Source organism: Candidatus Pelagibacter sp. PS_16 (assembly GCF_059417965.1).
Map to the genome: position 1 here is coordinate 95,539 of NZ_CM182074.1, position 17,461 is coordinate 112,999.

Genomic DNA, 17,461 nt, shown 5'->3' on the forward strand with positions numbered 1-17,461 from the left:
ACTGCTTGAACCCGACCAGATCTTAACGGAAGCAGTCGTAGAGACAGTTATTCAGGTTCTAGTCTCCTTTATATAAAATGAATAAAAATACAAAAGTTTTAGCTTTAAAGTACAGACCTCAGACATTTAATGATCTTATAGGGCAAGATGTTGTTGCGGAAACAATTTCTAATTCTATTAAGGCTAATAAAGTGCCTAATGCCTATCTTTTTACTGGAATTAGAGGAATAGGAAAAACGACAACAGCAAGGATTGTTGCAAAATCTCTAAATTGTTCAAATGGAATAGATAATTTGTGTAAAGAGGAACTTTGTGAAAATTGTAATGCCATTTCTAACTCAAATCATATTGATGTATTGGAAATGGATGCAGCAAGTAAAACAGGGGTGGACGATGTAAGAGACCTTATTGAATTTTCTAGATATGGCCCAACTACTGCTAAATATAAAATATTTATAATTGATGAAGTTCACATGCTTAGCAAACAAGCATTCAATGCATTATTAAAAACCTTAGAGGAGCCGCCAGAATATTTAAAATTTATCTTTGCAACAACAGAAATAAAAAAAATTCCAATTACAGTAGTCTCACGTTGTCAAAGATTTGATTTATCTAGAATTAAATCTTTAGAGTTGTTTGATTTTATTAAGAAAATTAAAGAAAAAGAAAATGGTAACGCATCAGATGATGCTCTTAAATTAATTGTTAAAATTTCTGAGGGTTCAGTTAGGGATGCGCTATCGTTACTTGATAGAGCTCTACTTACTTTGGATAAAGACAAAGAATTAGATCTTGCAGCAGCACAAAAAATATTTGGTTATTTTGATAAGTCTCAATTAATTGATTTATTTGAATTAATATTTGAAGGTAAAGAAACTGAAGTTCTCAACACTTACAGAGAAATATATAACCAAGGTGTTGAACCAAAAATTTTTATTAATGATTTCTTAGAGCTCTTATATTATTTTAAAAATATTGATTCACTAAATTTGGATGGTAATAATTTTTTATTGAATGATGAAGAGTTTAATAAAATTAAAGATCTTTCAGAAAAAGTTAACAATGAGACCCTAATATTATTTTGGCAATTTACTATTAAAACACTTGAGGAGCTTGATATTGTTTCTAATCAACATTTATCAATGGAAATGTTCTTAATTAGATTAATTCATTTAAAAAGTATTAAACAGGAAAGTGAAAAATATAAAGAAGATAGCAAACTATTATCTGAAAGTGAAAACCAAACATCTTTTTCCCCAAAAAAAACAAACGAAGATATCTTTGGAATAAAAGATAAATCTGAAACAATAGGGCAAATGAAAAATATTGTTCAGGAAAAAGATATCAAAGAAAAAGAAAATAATAACATTGAAATAAATACCAGTCTTATAAATTCATTTGATGATCTATTAAAAGCATGCTCTTCTAAAAAAGAGATTAAATTAAAATATGAATTAGAAAAAAATGTTAACCTTGTAAGTTTTGAGAACAAAAGAATTGAAATTTCATTTAATGAAGATTTAGATAAAGATTTTATTAAAGATCTTTCAACAAAACTTTTTGAATGGACCAATGAAAGATGGATTATAAGTCTAAGCAAAACTAAAGGACAGCCATCAAAAAAAGAAGAAGAAATTAATGAAAAAAAAGAACTGATAGAAAGTGTAAAGAACTCCTCAATTTATAAAGATATTTTAAAAAATTTCCCTGACGCAGAACTTATTGATGTTAAACCTAGAAAAGAAGATTAAAGAATGACTGATTTTACAAAAATTTTAGATAAAGCAAAAGAATTAGAGGCTAAAATGAAAGAGAGCCAAGAAAAAATAAAGAACATTCAGGTAGAAGGAACGTCTGGTTCAAATTCTGTAAAGGTTACTTTAAATGGTGAAAATGAAATGATCAAAATTGATCTTTCAGACGAAATATTAAAGGAAAATAAAATTATAATCGAAGATTTGATAGTGGCTGCCCATAATAATGCAAAATCAGAATTAAAATCTAAGACATCTGAAGAAATTTCTAAGTCTACAAGTGGATTAGGTATTCCTGGTTTTAAATGGCCACTTTAAGAATATGCAAAATATTAATGAGATAGAAGAGTTAATTAAATTAATTTCTAAACTTCCTGGCTTAGGTCCTAAATCTGCAAAAAGAATTGTATTAAAACTTATTAATAATAGGGATGAACTTGTAAAGCCAATGGCAAACACGTTGGCACAAGTTTATAAAAATGTTATTAGGTGTCAATCTTGTGGTACTTTAAAATCTAATTCATTAGGCTGTAACAATTGTGAAAATTCAAAAGAAAAATATAATAAAATATGTGTAGTTGAAGACATTGCAGATCAATGGTCAATTGAAAATTCAAATATCTATAAAGGCTACTTTCATATTCTTGGTGGCACTATTTCTTCTGCCGGCCAGAGAAAAGAGGATCTTTTGATTAATTCATTAGTAGAAAGAGTTTCAAGAGAAAATATTGAAGAAGTTATACTAGCAACAAGTGCAACAGTAGAAGGTCAAACTACTGCTTATTACATAGAGGATAGTTTAAAAAAAACTTCTACTAAGGTTACAAAACTTGCTCAAGGACTTCCTGTTGGTGGTGAAATAGAAAGTCTCGATGATGGAACTTTATATTCAGCTTTTAAAAACAGAACTGGAATTAAAACTAATTCTGACTAGATTTCTTTATTAATCGATTTAGATGTAATAACGGTTCTGTGTAACCCGAAGGTTGCTCTTTACCTTTAAAGATTAAATCACAAGCTGTCTTAAAAGCAATTGATTGCTCAAAATTTTCAGACATCATTTCGTAGCTTCCTCTTCCGGAGCGAGTATAGGCACCATCATTTTTATTTTGATCATCAACAATTTTTGCCATTTTTTTCATTACTTCCATAACTTGTGATTTTGTACAAATATCGTGATGTATCCAATTAGCTATATGTTGAGAAGAAATTCTTAAAGTGGCTCTATCCTCCATCAAACCAACATTATTAATATCAGGTACCTTTGAACAGCCAACTCCATGATCTATCCATCTGACGACATACCCTAAAAGAGTTTGTGCAGAATTGGAAATTTCGGAGTTAATTTCTTCCATTGACCAGTTTGGTCTGTCTGCTACAGGAATTGTTAACAAATCATCCAGTTTTGCAGATTCTCTTTTTTGAATTTCTTTCTGTTTCTCAAAAATATTTATTTCATGATAATGAAGAGCATGAAGAGCTGCCGCTGTAGGTGAGGGAACCCAAGCACAATTTGCACCAGCATTTAGATGCCCAGTTTTTTGTTCCATCATCTCTTTCATTTTGTCCGGCATAGCCCACATTCCTTTGCCAATTTGAGCCTTACCAGAAAGACCACATTGAAGACCTATGTCTACATTGTTATTTTCATATGCCCCAATCCATTTAGAAGATTTCATGTCTCCTTTTTTAATCATAGGACCAGCTTCCATTGAAGTATGCATTTCATCACCAGTACGATCTAAAAAACCAGTATTAATAAAAAATACTCTATTTTGCAGTGTTCTAATACACTCTTTTAAATTTGATGAGGTTCTTCTCTCTTCATCCATAATTCCAATTTTACAAGTGTATTTTTCCAATCCTAAAACTTCTTCAACTTTAGTAAAAATTAAATCAGTAAATGAGGTTTCATCAGGGCCATGCATTTTTGGTTTAACAATATAAATGGAACCAGTTCTAGAATTACCTTTTTTTTTAATATCATGAAGGCAAGCTGCTGAAGTTATAAAGGCATCCATAATACCTTCTGGTATTTCAGAACCATCTTTTAAAGTGATTGCTGAGTTAGTCATAAGGTGTCCAACATTCCTTACCAATAATAAACTTCTTCCATGTAGCTTTAATCCTTTTCCATCTTTAGAAACATAACTTCTGTCGGGATTTAATTTACGCTCATAAGTCTTTCCATTTTTTTCAAAAGTTGATTTCAAATCACCTTTCATAAGTCCAAGCCAATTACGATAACAAATAACTTTGTCATCAGCATCTACTGCAGCAACACTATCTTCATTATCACAAATAGTTGAAACTGCAGCTTCAACAATAATATCACTAATTTTAGCAGGATCTTGTTGAGCGCTAAAAGCATTTGGGTCTATAATTATTTCTATATGAAGATTATTATTTTTTAAAATTATTGCTGATGGATCATTGGCCTCTCCTCTATGACCAATATATTTATCTTTATTTTTTAAAGATGATTTATTACTATCTTTTAATACTGTTAAAGAGCCATTATCAATTTTAAAGCCTGTAATATTATGCCATTCAAAATTTTCTAGAGGAAAATATTTTTCTAAAAAGTCTCTTCCATATTTTATAACCATTTCTCCTCTTAAAGGATCGTATCTTTGAGTGGCACTATCCTCAGATTGATCGATTACATCTGTACCATATAAACTGTCATATAAACTCATCCATCTAGCATTAGCTGCATTCAGTGCATACCTTTCATTCATGATTGGAACTACTAATTGAGGTCCAGCAATACTAGTTATTTCTTCATCAACATTATTTGTTTTGATCTTAAAATCAGGGCCTACTTCTTTTAAATAATCAATTTCTTTTAAAAATTTTTTATACTCCTCTAGATTGATTTCATTTCCTTTATTTGCAATATGCCAATCGTCTATTTTTTTTTGTAAATCTTCTCTTATTTTTAATAGCTCTTTATTTTTTGGGGCTAGCTCATGAACTACTTGGTCGAAGCCTTCCCAGAATTTTTCAGAAGAAATATTTGTATCTTTAAGCAGCTCTTCATTAACGAAGTTAAGCAATTTATGAGAAACTGATAGATTGTGTATTTTTGTATATTGTTCTTTCATAGCACCCATTTTACCCCATCTGTATTTTTGCCTGAGAGTTTTGCTCCATCGGCGAGATAAATCTCTTTCCAGAGTGTTATGTTTGTTATCGGTCCATTTGCCTGAGAGTTTCCGGGGTGGTTGCTCCTTCGGCGCTATTTAAAATAGTCTCTCCCGATATTGATTAAGACTATCTCTTAATAGAATTATGTCAAATATAAATTATTTGAAACATTTTATTGCCTTTTTTCTTAATTAATTAATAATTAAACAATCATATGAAAAATTATTTAAATTTTGAGACAGATATTAAAAACTTAGAGATAGAAATAGACAAACTTAAAGATCCTTATAATCAAGATGGTCTTTCAGAAGTAGATACCAAAAAAATATCTGAGTCTCAAAAAGAGATAGATAATAAGCTACAAGAAATTTACTCTAACTTAGACCCTTGGCAAACCACTCTAGTTGCAAGACATGAAGATAGACCTAAAGCAAAATTTTTTATTGATAATTTATTTGAAGATTTTATCCCATTGTCAGGTGATAGATATTATGGAGAAGACAAATCTGTATTAGCAGGATTTGCAAAATTTGATGAAAAATCTGTCTTAGTTATTGGTCAAGAAAAAGGGGACAGCCTTGAAAGTAGAATTGAAAGAAATTTTGGAATGATGAGACCTGAAGGTTACAGAAAAACAATTAGATTAATGAAATTAGCAAATAAATTTAACATTCCGATAATTTCTTTTATAGACACACCCGGAGCTTACCCTGGTGTAGGAGCGGAAGAAAGAGGTCAAGCAGAGGCAATTGCAAAATCAATTGAGTGCTGCATGTCGTTATACGTCCCAACTCTTGCAATTGTTATTGGAGAAGGTGGATCAGGAGGGGCAATAGCACTTGCTTCATCTAACAAGGTAATCATGTTAGAAAATGCAATTTACTCAGTAATATCTCCAGAGGGCTGTGCCACCATTTTATGGAGAGACCCTAAAAGAACTTTAGAAGCAGCAAAAGCTATGAAATTGTCTTCAAAAGACCTTTTAGAACTAAAAGTAATTGATGAAATTATTCCAGAGCCAATTGGTGGTGCCCACAGAGATAGAGACCTAATATTAGATAACGTAAGAAAATCGATTGAAAAAAATTTGAATGAATTTTTTAACATGAGTGGAGAAGAAATTTTTAATCATAGAAAAAATAAATTTTTAACTATTGGAAGATCTAAAGGTTTCGTAAATCAATTAGATGATCTAAGTACACTCAGCATGAAAGAAAGTAAGGTTAATTTATTTATTAAAAACTTCTTTAAATCAAAGTTAAATTTAGCAGTTTTATTTGGAGTAATAGTTTTATTGGGCTATTTTATATTTTCTTTATAAGGCCCCACAACAGTTTTTAAACTTTTTACCTGTAGCTTCACATTTCTCATTTCTTGAAATTTTTTCATTTTTTCTTTTTATTAGTAAACATTTTGGATCGTTAGATGTTTCTTTTTTTAATGGTCTTGAAATACTTTCACCAGGTTCTTGAGCTATTTTTAAATTTATTAAAATTGTAACAAAATCCATTTTCAATTTATTCAATAAGTTTTCGAAAAGAAAAAAGGCTTCTTTTTTATACTCAACTAATGGATCTCTTTGACCATAAGATCTTAGGCCAATAACTTGTCTTAGTTGTTCAAGATATTGAATATGTGACTTCCAGTTTAAATCTATACACTGAAGAAAAATTCTTTTTTCAACTTCTTTTGCTTTTTCTTCATCCAACATTTTAATTCTTTCATTTCTTGCTTCTAAAAATTTAGAATTAATTTTATTTTTGAACTCTTCATCTTTTAATTCAGTAACATTTTTAAATTCATTATCATCAACACTTTTTCCTAGTAAAGTTTTTAACTGATTATTAAATTCATTATTTTTAGTTGTTGATAGTTTCTGTGTTTTTAAGCTGATTAGATGACTAATAATTTCAGATAAGAATTCATCTGAATAATCAAAAACTTTTTCACTATTCATCACGCCATTCCTTTGAGAGAATATTACATGTCTTTGATCATTTAACACATCATCAAATTTTAATAAATTTTTTCTTATATCAAAATTTCTAGCCTCAACTTTTTGTTGTGCCCTTTCAAGTGCTTTATTAATCCAAGGGTGATCAATACTTTCTCCATCTTTTAAGCCTAATTTTTGAAGAATATTATTCATAGATTCTGAACCAAAAATTCTCATTAAGTCATCTTCTAAACTAACATAAAAAATTGAACTTCCTTCATCACCCTGTCTACCAGCTCTTCCTCTGGCTTGGTTATCAACTCTTCTAGATTCCATTCTTTCTGTACCAATAACAAATAGTCCACCGAGTGATTTTATTTTATTTTTATTTTCTAAAAGTTCATCATCAGGTTGACTTCCTTTTTTTCCACCTAACTGGATATCAACACCTCTACCCGAGATACTTGTTGTGATTATAACTGAATTCATTTTTCCAGCATTTGCAATGATTTCAGCTTCATTTTCATGATTTTTTGCATTTAAAACTACATGTTTAATTTTTTCATCATTTAGTAATTTTGAATAAATTTCTGATTTATTAATGCTAGAAGTGAAAACTAATATAGGCTGACCTTGCTGGTGACACTCTAGAACTTTTTCAATGATAGCTTTATTTTTTTCTTCTTCAGTTCTAAAAATTTGATCATTCCAATCTTTTCTAATCATTTCTTTATTTGTAGGGATGATAACCACAACTAAATTATATATTTCATAAAACTCCTGAGATTCAGTTGCTGCAGTTCCAGTACATCCTGAAATTTTATTATAGAGCTTGAAGTAATTTTGATAAGTTATTGATGCTAGAGTTTGATTTTCAGCTTGAACATCTATTCTTTCTTTGGCTTCAAGTGCTTGGTGTAAGCCATCTCCAAATCTTCTTCCCTCTAATATTCTACCAGTAAGTTCGTCAATAATTTTTAATGTTCCATCTTTAACAATATAATCCTTTCCTTTTTCAAATAGATGATGAGCTCTTAAAGATTGATTTACATGATGAACTAAACTTAAGTTTTCAGGGTCATAAAAGTTATTATTTTTTAGAATTCCAGCATCAGAGAATATTTTTTCTACATTATTTATTCCCTCATTGGTAAGCAATATATTTTTATCTTTTTCATCAATCTCATAATGTTCTGGTAATAATCTTTTTATAAGTTTGTCAATCGCAAGATATTGTTCTGTTTTGTCTTCAGCAGCTCCCGATATTACAAGTGGCGTTCTAGCCTCATCAATTAAACAAGAATCTATTTCATCCACAATAGTATAAACATGTCCTCTTTGAACCATTTGTTCTTTTGAAAATTTCATATTATCTCTAAGATAATCAAACCCTAATTCACTATTAGTTGCATATGTAATATCAAAATTATAATTTTTTTTTCTTTCAAGATCATCTTGGTCATTATTTATAAAACCAAAAGTTAATCCTAAAAATTTATATATCTCCCCCATTTCTTGCGAGTCTCTTTTTGCAAGATAGTCATTTACAGTAACTATATGCACCCCTCCTTCTGTCAGAGCATTTAAATAAGCAGCTAGACTTATTGTTAAAGTTTTACCTTCACCAGTTCTCATTTCTGCAATTTTGCCCTCGTGAAGCACAACACCTCCAAGTATTTGAACATCATGATGTCTCTCATTTCTTGTTCTCTTAGAAGCCTCTCTCACAAGTGCAAAAGCTTCAGGCAATAGGGTGTCTAAATTTTCACCATTTTTAAGTCTATCTTTCAATTCTATAGTTTTTTTAGGAAAGTCTTCGTCACTAAGGTTTTTAACAGAAGCTTCCAAGGAGTTAACTTTTACAACTATTTTGTTAATTCTATCGAGCTCTTTTTGATTGCTAGATTTAATAAACTTTTTGATAAAATTTAAGGGATTAAGCATTTAATTTTCTGGTATATAATTAATTATAACTTTTAATATAAGTATTAAATAAATATTTTAAACACATGCCAATAAACGTTAAAAACTTTATAAACTCACTAAATTTAAAGTCAAAAAATAGTGACTTTCAAGATTTAGAACATCTAGATGGAGTTTCAATATCCACAGTTTGTGCAAATTTATACAGCAAACCCAGGGATGATTTGGTTATGTTTTATTTTAGAGACGGGGCTAACTATGCATCTGTTTATACACAATCAAAAATAGTTTCAGAGAACATTAAGTGGAATTTAAATATTAAAAGTAAAAAAATAAGCTCTCTAATTATTAATACTAGAAATGCTAATGCATTTACAGGATCAGAAGGTTACCAAGGTTTAAAAGAAATAGCAGAAGAAGCAGCATTACAATTAACAAAAAAACAAACTGAAGACGAAGATTTTCCAAAGAAGATATCATCAAATCAAGTACTTTTTGGATGCACAGGGACAATTGGAGAAAAATATCCAACTGAAAAAATTAAAAAGAACATTCCAGAATTAATCAAAAAAATTAAATATACACAAAATAAATTTACCTGGATGAAAGCCGCATTAGGCATAATGACAACAGACCTACAGCCAAAAATTTCTATGGAGGAATGCAAAATAGGAAATAAAAATGTTAAGATTTATGGGATTGCCAAAGGATCAGGAATGATTTTTCCAAACATGGCGACCACATTAGGTTATGTTTTCACTGATGCAGATCTTTCAAACGATGTTTTAAAAAAACTATTAAAGAAAAATATTAATACAACTTTTAATGCAATTAGTTGCGATGGTGACACTAGTACTAATGATATGGTTTCTATTTTTTCAACAGGAAAAGTAAAAAACTCAATCATTAATAATATTAATGATAAAAAGATATTTAGTTTTGATAAAGCCCTACATTCAGTATTATTAAATTTGTCAAAAAGAGTGGTTAAGGATGGTGAAGGAGCTACTAAATTTATTACAATCAATATAGTTAAATCAAAAAGTGAGAAAGAAGCAAGAGTAATAGCTTTTTCTATTGCGAATTCAAATCTTGTTAAAACAGCCATCGCAGGAGAAGATCCAAATTGGGGTAGAATAATAATGGCCATAGGAAAATCTGGAGTGAAAATAGATTTAAAAAAATTAGCAATAAACTTTGGTGGTATTAAGATTATAGAAAAAGGACAAATTTTTAAATATTATAAAGAAAATGAAGTGGCTAACTATATGAAAAGTCAATCAATAGATATTTTAGTAAATTTAAATATGGGATCAAAAAGTTTTACTGCTTACACAATGGATTTAACAAAAAAATATATTGAGATTAATGCTGATTATAGAAGCTAATTTGATATTGAATTAACTTTATTAATTATTAACTATAAACCATGATCAAATACAAGCTCATATGTAAAGATTGTGAAACTACTTTTGATAGTTGGTTTTCATCGTCTAAGGAATATGAAAAACTTAAAAAGAAAAAATTCTTAAATTGTCATTTTTGTAATTCTTTAAATGTTGGAAAGGGCTTGATGTCTCCTAATGTGAGTACTTCAAAAAATATTTTAACAGACATTGATTCATCCAGTGAAAAATATAAAGAAATAAAAAAAACAATTTATAAATATCAAGAATTTATAAAAAAAAATTTTGAATATGTGGGAGAAAATTTTGCTTATGAGGCAAGGTCTCTACATTATAAAGACAAAAAAAAAGCCAAAGGTATTTATGGTACCGCAACAAAAAAAGATCTTAACGAATTAAAGGAAGAGGGTATAAAAGCAGAAATACTACCTTGGATAAAAGATACTACGAACTAATTTTTTATAAATTTTGTAATATAATTAACAGAAGTATCATTTGTTACTTTCCAGCTATTATCTAATATATTAAAATTCATTCCATCTAATTTTTTAAGAGATAGATTGTTTTTTTTACCTATATCTATTAGCTCACTAGGTTTAACAAATTTTTCCCAATCATGTGTTCCAATTGGAAGCCATTTTAAAATATATTCAGCACCCACTATTGCAAATACATAAGATTTTAATGTTTTGTTAAGGGTTGCGATAAACATTATTCCATTTTTTTTCAATAATTTTGAACTTTCTTTAATAAAAAAGTCTATATCATTAACATGTTCAACTATTTCCATGTTCAAAATTACATCAAATTTTTTTTTATCTTTTAACATCTCTGGAGATGCAACTTTATAGTCAATCTTAAGTTTATTTTTTTTTGCATGAAATTTTGCAACTTCAATATTTTTCTTTGATGCATCAATGCCAACAACACTTGCTCCTAGTCTGCACATTGGTTCAGATAATAACCCTCCACCACAACCAATATCAAGTAATTTAATATTTTTTAATGGCTTATCAGATGATCTAATTTTAAAATCTTTGATAATATTTTCTTTTATATATCTAATTCTTATTGGATTAAAATTATGCAATGGTTTGAATTTACCATTAGGATCCCACCATTCTTCAGCAATTTTGGAAAATTTCTCAATTTCTTTTTTATTTATTGAATTCATAATAGATAACTTGTGGACATAACAATTAAGATGTATTTTATCAAATATAAATTACAAAATTATCAATGAAAACTGTTGTATTAAAGTTCGGTGGAACCTCCGTTGGAAGTATAGATAGAATAAAGAGCGTAGCAAAAATTATTTCCTCTTACAAAAAGAAGAAAATGGGTGTCATTGTGGTTTCATCTGCAATGAGTGGCACAACCAATGAATTAATAAAAAAAACAAAAGAATTAAGTAATACCTTTGATGCAGCAGAATATGATGTTTTGTTAGCAACAGGAGAGCAAGCAACTTGTGCATTAATTGCTGGTAGATTAAAACACCTTGGTTTTAAAGCTAGATCATGGATGTCTTGGCAGCTACCAATTATTACAGAAGGACCTTATAGCTCTTCAAGAATTAGCAAAATCAATAAAGGAAAAATACTTAGTTTCATGAAATCAGGTGGAATACCTATCATAACTGGTTTTCAAGGCATTAACTTAGAAAATAGACTTACAACACTGGGCAGAGGTGGAACTGATGCATCAGCAATAATGCTTGCAAAATTTTTTAATACTGATGCGTGTGATATCTACACTGATGTAGATGGTGTTTATACTACAGATCCAAGAAATCATTCTAAAGCCAAGAAAATTCATAAAATTTCCTACGATGAAATGTTAGAGATGGCATCATTAGGCGCAAAGGTTATGCAACCTACATCTGTGCAAGATGCAAAACTAAATAATATTAATTTTTCAGTTAAATCTTCATTTCAAAAAAAGAAAGGCACATTAATAACTGGTACAAAAAAAACCTTCAGTAATCAAATAATAACTGGAATTACTTCTACAAAAAATGATTCTAAAGTTACGATTGTAGGTGTTAAGGACAGACCAGGAGTAGCAGCTGCTGTTTTTAAACCATTATCACTTAATCAAATTAATGTTGATATGGTAGTTCAAAATATTTCTTTAAATGGAAAAGAAACAGACTTAACTTTTACAATTAAATCTGAGGATGTAAAAAAAACAGAAAAAATAATTAAACAAAATAAAAGAATTTCATTTAGAAAACTTACGTATGACAATAATGTTTCAAAAGTATCTATTATTGGTGTGGGTATGATTACAACACCAGGAATTACCTATAGAATGTTCCAAGCTTTGGCTTCAAAAAAGATTAACATAATGGTTATTTCAACTTCTGAAATTAAAATTTCAGTTTTAATTTCAAATAAACAGATAAAAAAAGCAGTAGCAGTGCTTCACAAAGAATTTAAGTTAGATTAACTTATGAGCTTAAGACCATTTAGAGACATTCATAGAAAAAAAACAAAAGTAATAAATGTTGGTGATGTAAAAATAGGTGGTGACAATCCTATTTCTGTTCAATCAATGACCAATACCTTAACAACCGATATTCAGGCCACAATAAAACAAATTAATGATATTCATGAAGAGGGTGCAGATTTGGTTAGAGTTTCTTGCCCAGATGAAGAGTCTTCATTAGCTCTTAAAGAAATTACAAAACATGTATCTGTTCCAATAATTGCTGATATTCATTTTCATTATAAAAGAGCAATAGAAGCAGCTGAAAATGGAGCAAAATGTTTAAGAATTAATCCAGGAAATATTGGTGATAAATTAAAAATACACGATGTACTAAGTGCTGCTAAAAATAATGATTGTTCTATTAGAATAGGTGTTAATGCTGGCTCTCTTGAAAAAGATATTTTAGAAAAATATAAAGAGCCATGCCCAGAAGCTTTAGTTGAAAGCGCACAAAGGAATATTAAGATTTTAGAAGATCAAGATTTTTTTAATTTTAAGATAAGTGTAAAATCTTCAGATATATTTTTATCTATTGCAGCGTATCGTCAACTATCAAAAGTTACAGATTATCCATTACACCTAGGGATTACAGAAGCTGGAAGCTTTGTATCAGGCAGTGTCAAGTCATCAATAGGTCTTGGCTCACTTTTAATGGATGGAATAGGTGATACTATAAGAATTTCTTTGTCTGATGATCCTGTTAAAGAAATTAAAATTGGTAATGAAATATTAAAGTCACTTAATTTAAGAAATAGAGGTGTAAAAATTATATCTTGTCCATCATGTGCAAGACAAGCATTCCAAGTAATTGACACGGTAAAAATATTAGAAGATAAACTAGCTCACATCAAAACCCCTTTAACATTATCGATTATTGGCTGTGTAGTTAATGGACCTGGAGAAGCAGCGATGACAGATATAGGAATTACTGGAGGCGGTAAGGGTAATAATATGCTTTATTTATCTGGCATTCAAAGTGAAAAAGTTTTATCAGAGGATATAATATCAAGAGTTGTAAGTGAAGTTGAAAAAAAAGCTGCTGAACTTGATAAAAAATTATAAATACAATGATACCTCTAAAAACTATTGAAGATTTAATATCTAAGCATTCTGTTTTAGAGAAAGAATTATCATCAGGTGAAGTGGATAAAAAACTTTTTGCTGAAAAATCAAAAGAATACTCGGATTTAAATGAGGTAATTGATGATGCTAGAAAATATTTTTCTTATGAGGGAGAAAAAAAAGATCTAGAAAAAATATTAAGCGATTCTAGTAGTGATAATGAGTTTAAAGAAATGGCTGAAGTAGAATTAAAAGATTTAAAATTAGAAAACGAAACTATAGAAAAAAAATTAAAACTATTTTTATTACCAAAAGATGAAGCAGATAAAAAAAATGCAATTATAGAAATTAGAGCAGGTACGGGAGGATTAGAGGCAAGTTTATTTGCTGCAGATCTTTTTAAGATGTATGAAAAAGTTAGTCATCAAAAAAAATGGGAATTAGAATTAATAAGTATGTCTCAGAGTGAGGCAGGGGGACTAAAAGAAGTTATTGCATCAATTAGGGGGAAAAATATTTATTCAACATTAAAATATGAAAGTGGAGTTCATCGTGTTCAAAGAGTTCCAGATACAGAAACTCAAGGGAGAGTTCACACTTCTGCAGCAACAGTGGCCGTTCTACCAGAAGCAGAAGAGGTTGATATAAAAATAAATGATTCAGATTTAAGAATTGATGTTTTTAGAGCTGGTGGCCCAGGTGGACAATCCGTTAATACAACTGATAGTGCCGTGAGAATTACTCATATTCCAACTGGATTATCTGTATCTCAACAAGATCAAAAATCACAACACAAAAATAAAGCAAAAGGTATGTTAATTTTAAGATCAAGACTTTATGAATTAGAAAGATCAAGAATAGAAGGCGAAAGATCTGAAGATAGAAAAAGTAAAATAGGAACTGGAGACCGTTCTGAAAGAATTAGAACATACAATTTTCCACAAGGAAGAGTAACAGACCATCGTATTAATCTAACCTTACACAAACTTGAAGCTTTTTTAGAAGGCGAAGCCTTTGACGAAATGGTAGAAAGCTTAACGCTGCAAGCACAAGAAGAAAAATTGAGCAATCTTAATTAAATGAATATAAAAAATATTCTAAATGAAGGAATAGATATCTTACAAAAAAATAAGATAACCAACCCTCAACTTGATAGTGAGATATTATTATCCAACTCGATTAAAAGAGATAAAAAGCATATTATTTTAAACCCTAAAGAAGTTTTGAACTCAGAGCAATTAGGAAAATTTAAAAGTTTAATTGAAAGAAGAAAAAAAGGTGAACCAATTGCTTATTTAATAAATAAAAAAGAGTTTTGGAAAGATGAATTTTTTGTCAATAAAGATGTGCTAATTCCAAGACCTGATAGTGAACTAATAATAGAACAGGTTTTAAAAATTTATTCAAAAGATGATCAACTACAAATTCTCGATATTGGAACTGGATCTGGATGCATTCTTTTATCTATATTAAAAGAGAGATCTAATTTTTATGGAACTGGAATAGATATTTCTAAAAAAAGTATAAATGTAAGTAAATTTAACGCTAAACAACTAAACTTAACTAGTCGAGTAAAGTTTTTTCACTCAAGTGTTGACAATTTTAATAATGGCAAATATGATATTATTGTTTCAAATCCTCCATATATTGAACAGTTAAATTTAAAATATTTGGAAAAAGATGTAGTTAATTTTGAGCCAAAGTTAGCTTTAAATGGTGGGTTTGATGGTTTTTCAAAAATCAGAAAAGTAATCAATAAGACGAGTATTCTGATTAAGAAAAATGGTAAATTTATTTTAGAGATTGGTTTTAATCAAAAAAATAAAGTTATAAAAATATTAAAAGAAGAAGGTTTTTACGTTAACAAAGCCATAAAAGATTATGGCAACAATGATCGCTGTATAATCAGCACTAAAATTTAAATTGAAAAAATATTATGGTAACATTTAGAAGTAATAATAGTAATAATAATAGAAGACCTCCATTTAGAAGCAATAATAATAGAAGACCTCCATTTAGAAACAATAATGAAGGGGCAAAATTTTCTAACAATGATAATTTTCAAAGAAAAGTTCCAGGTAGAAATAATCATAATGCAGTTAAACTTATTGAAAAATACAATGACCTAGCGAGAGAAGCTTTAGCTAATGAAGATAAAATTTTATCTGAAAATTATTTTCAACACGCGGATCACTTTACAAGAGTTCAAAACGAGCAAGAAAGCCTTAGAATGGCTAGAGTAAATTCATCTGCAACTGCAACTATTAAACCACTAGATTCAGAAAAAAAAGTTGAAGAAACTATTAAAACTGAAGCTGAAACGGTTAAAAAAGAAGTGACTGAACCTGAGGTTAAAAAAGTTGTTAAAAGTTTAGATAAAAAAGTGGTTGAAAAGAAAGTTGTTGCTAGTTAATTTTATCCAATAATTAATTCTGATTTTAAAACATCTAATTTAATTTTTTCTACCTCAAATATTTCTCTTTCTTTTCCTTTAAGAGTTTTACCAGAAGGCAACTTTAATTTTTGAGAGTTAACTTTTTTTCCATTTACAACTACCTCATAATGTAGATGTGGACCTGTAGATTTTCCAGTAGACCCAACATAACCAATTATCTGACCTTGTTTTACTCTTATTCCCTCTTTTATTCCTCTAGCAAAATTTTTCATATGAGCATAAATAGTTTCATAAGTTGAATTATGTTTTATTTTAATACAATTTCCACCACCACCACACCATCTTGCTCTTGTTATCAGTCCACTTCCAGATGCCATAATAGGAGTGCCCATTGGGGCTGCAAAGTCAGTTCCTCTATGCATTTTATTAAAACCATCTATAGGATGTTTTCTCATTCCAAATGCAGAAGAAAGCCTTGCACCATTAATAGGAGTTTTCATCAATGCTTTTTCAACACTCTTACCATTTTCATCATAGTGTCCTTCACTTCCTTTTTTTTCAAAATAATATAATGCATTATTTTTTCCACTTAGGTTTAGATCTGCAAAAATAATATTACCTGTCTCAAATATTTTACCATCATCATCTTCAAACACTTCGTACATGATTTGAAAATTATCATTTTTTCTAATATCTCTTTGAAAATCAATTTGGAATCCATAAATTCTTGCAAACTCAATAATCACATTTGGCTGAACTTTCAAATCAATAGCCGTTTTATATAAACTTTGTGTAATTTTCCCTTCCTTAAAAACAATTTTTTTATTTAAATTTGTAATAATTATTTTTTTTTCAAAAAGGTTATTATCTAGATTTCTAGTTAATTGAATTTTTTCTGTTCTAGAAACTGGAAATAAAAAAGAAGTAATTTTTTTATTATTTGATTGATCAATAGTAATTTTTATTTCAAGATTTGGCTGAAGATTATTTATATTGTATTCTGAATTTAATTTTTTTTTGATCTGATTAATTTCTTCATTTGGTATAGAATAATTATTTAAAATTTTATCAAAGGTTTCACCACTAGAAATTTTATGATCAATATTTTTATATCTTGGAACTAGATTGTCAAAAATTTGGTTAATACTTTTTTGGAAATAAATATTATTTATTAAATTTTTGTAATTTTCATCTATTAATACTTTTTTTTTGTTATAGATGCTGGTGCTTGAAATCGTAATTAACAATAGTAAGAAAAGAAAAGTAATCTCAATGTTTTTTTTTATTATTTTTATTATTTTATTTGAACTAAATATCATCTTGAACTTTGAATTATTAATTT

At 28.9% G+C, this 17,461-nt stretch carries 15 protein-coding genes and 1 riboswitch; of the genes, 11 read left to right on the forward strand and 4 right to left on the reverse strand.

The window, feature by feature from the left end; translation table 11 throughout:
- Positions 1 to 77: 77 nt before the first annotated feature.
- Genes dnaX through recR form a run of 3 tightly spaced genes read left to right on the forward strand, consistent with a single transcriptional unit; the run spans position 78 to position 2,688 of the window.
- Positions 78 to 1,751, forward strand: a complete 1,674-nt coding sequence (dnaX, locus tag AC5SL0_RS00515; RefSeq protein WP_494618326.1) for a DNA polymerase III subunit gamma/tau — start codon at positions 78 to 80, stop codon at positions 1,749 to 1,751.
- 3 nt (positions 1,752 to 1,754) lie between these two features.
- A complete protein-coding gene (locus AC5SL0_RS00520; protein ID WP_006997395.1) occupies positions 1,755 to 2,072 on the forward strand; it encodes a YbaB/EbfC family nucleoid-associated protein in 318 nt (105 codons plus the stop codon).
- 4 nt (positions 2,073 to 2,076) lie between these two features.
- Entirely contained in the window at positions 2,077 to 2,688 is a 612-nt protein-coding gene (recR, locus tag AC5SL0_RS00525; RefSeq protein ID WP_006997394.1) for a recombination mediator RecR, read from the forward strand.
- On the opposite strand, the gene AC5SL0_RS00530 is transcribed toward recR, so the two are convergent.
- Complete coding sequence (locus AC5SL0_RS00530; protein WP_494618327.1) at positions 2,675 to 4,870, reverse strand: malate synthase G; 2,196 nt, start codon at positions 4,868 to 4,870, stop codon at positions 2,675 to 2,677. The genes recR and AC5SL0_RS00530 overlap by 14 nt on opposite strands.
- A gap of 70 nt (positions 4,871 to 4,940) precedes the next feature.
- Positions 4,941 to 5,027, reverse strand: a riboswitch (glycine riboswitch).
- A 91-nt stretch (positions 5,028 to 5,118) separates the two neighbouring features.
- Here AC5SL0_RS00530 and AC5SL0_RS00535 point away from each other — a divergent pair.
- Positions 5,119 to 6,225 carry an acetyl-CoA carboxylase carboxyltransferase subunit alpha gene (locus tag AC5SL0_RS00535; RefSeq protein WP_494618328.1) on the forward strand — a complete coding sequence of 369 codons (1,107 nt, stop codon included), beginning with the start codon at positions 5,119 to 5,121 and terminating at the stop codon, positions 6,223 to 6,225.
- Here AC5SL0_RS00535 and secA read toward each other — a convergent pair.
- Entirely contained in the window at positions 6,220 to 8,784 is a 2,565-nt protein-coding gene (gene secA, locus AC5SL0_RS00540; RefSeq protein ID WP_494618329.1) for a preprotein translocase subunit SecA, read from the reverse strand. The two genes, AC5SL0_RS00535 and secA, sit on opposite strands and share 6 nt — an antisense overlap.
- Positions 8,785 to 8,849: 65 nt before the next feature.
- Here secA and argJ point away from each other — a divergent pair, with 65 nt between their 5' ends.
- Both argJ and AC5SL0_RS00550 read left to right on the forward strand, forming a co-directional pair.
- Complete coding sequence (gene argJ / locus AC5SL0_RS00545; RefSeq protein ID WP_494618330.1) at positions 8,850 to 10,151, forward strand: bifunctional glutamate N-acetyltransferase/amino-acid acetyltransferase ArgJ; 1,302 nt, start codon at positions 8,850 to 8,852, stop codon at positions 10,149 to 10,151.
- A 41-nt stretch (positions 10,152 to 10,192) separates the two neighbouring features.
- Complete coding sequence (locus tag AC5SL0_RS00550) at positions 10,193 to 10,624, forward strand: DUF1178 family protein (RefSeq protein WP_011281766.1); 432 nt, start codon at positions 10,193 to 10,195, stop codon at positions 10,622 to 10,624.
- Here AC5SL0_RS00550 and ubiG read toward each other — a convergent pair.
- Positions 10,621 to 11,343 (reverse strand): bifunctional 2-polyprenyl-6-hydroxyphenol methylase/3-demethylubiquinol 3-O-methyltransferase UbiG, encoded by a 723-nt coding sequence (gene ubiG / locus AC5SL0_RS00555; protein ID WP_494618331.1) that lies wholly within the window; start codon positions 11,341 to 11,343, stop codon positions 10,621 to 10,623. The genes AC5SL0_RS00550 and ubiG overlap by 4 nt on opposite strands.
- 65 nt (positions 11,344 to 11,408) lie before the next feature.
- Between ubiG and AC5SL0_RS00560 the strand changes: the two genes are divergently transcribed.
- Genes AC5SL0_RS00560 through AC5SL0_RS00580 form a run of 5 tightly spaced genes read left to right on the forward strand, consistent with a single transcriptional unit; the run spans position 11,409 to position 16,137 of the window.
- Positions 11,409 to 12,620: an aspartate kinase gene (locus tag AC5SL0_RS00560; protein ID WP_006997387.1), complete on the forward strand. Its 1,212-nt coding sequence runs from the start codon at positions 11,409 to 11,411 to the stop codon at positions 12,618 to 12,620.
- Between the two features lie 3 nt (positions 12,621 to 12,623).
- Positions 12,624 to 13,724: a flavodoxin-dependent (E)-4-hydroxy-3-methylbut-2-enyl-diphosphate synthase gene (gene ispG, locus AC5SL0_RS00565; RefSeq protein ID WP_494592000.1), complete on the forward strand. Its 1,101-nt coding sequence runs from the start codon at positions 12,624 to 12,626 to the stop codon at positions 13,722 to 13,724.
- 5 nt (positions 13,725 to 13,729) lie between these two features.
- The gene (gene prfA, locus AC5SL0_RS00570) at positions 13,730 to 14,803 is read left to right on the forward strand and encodes a peptide chain release factor 1 (protein ID WP_271564949.1); all 1,074 of its coding nucleotides are present in this window, start codon (positions 13,730 to 13,732) and stop codon (positions 14,801 to 14,803) included.
- Positions 14,804 to 15,646 carry a peptide chain release factor N(5)-glutamine methyltransferase gene (gene prmC / locus AC5SL0_RS00575; protein ID WP_494618332.1) on the forward strand — a complete coding sequence of 281 codons (843 nt, stop codon included), beginning with the start codon at positions 14,804 to 14,806 and terminating at the stop codon, positions 15,644 to 15,646.
- Positions 15,647 to 15,660: 14 nt separating this feature from the next.
- Entirely contained in the window at positions 15,661 to 16,137 is a 477-nt protein-coding gene (locus tag AC5SL0_RS00580; protein ID WP_494618333.1) for a DUF4167 domain-containing protein, read from the forward strand.
- Between the two features lie 2 nt (positions 16,138 to 16,139).
- On the opposite strand, the gene AC5SL0_RS00585 is transcribed toward AC5SL0_RS00580, so the two are convergent.
- Positions 16,140 to 17,438, reverse strand: coding sequence for a M23 family metallopeptidase (locus tag AC5SL0_RS00585; protein ID WP_494618334.1), 1,299 nt, complete (start codon positions 17,436 to 17,438; stop codon positions 16,140 to 16,142).
- Positions 17,439 to 17,461 lie beyond the last annotated feature (23 nt).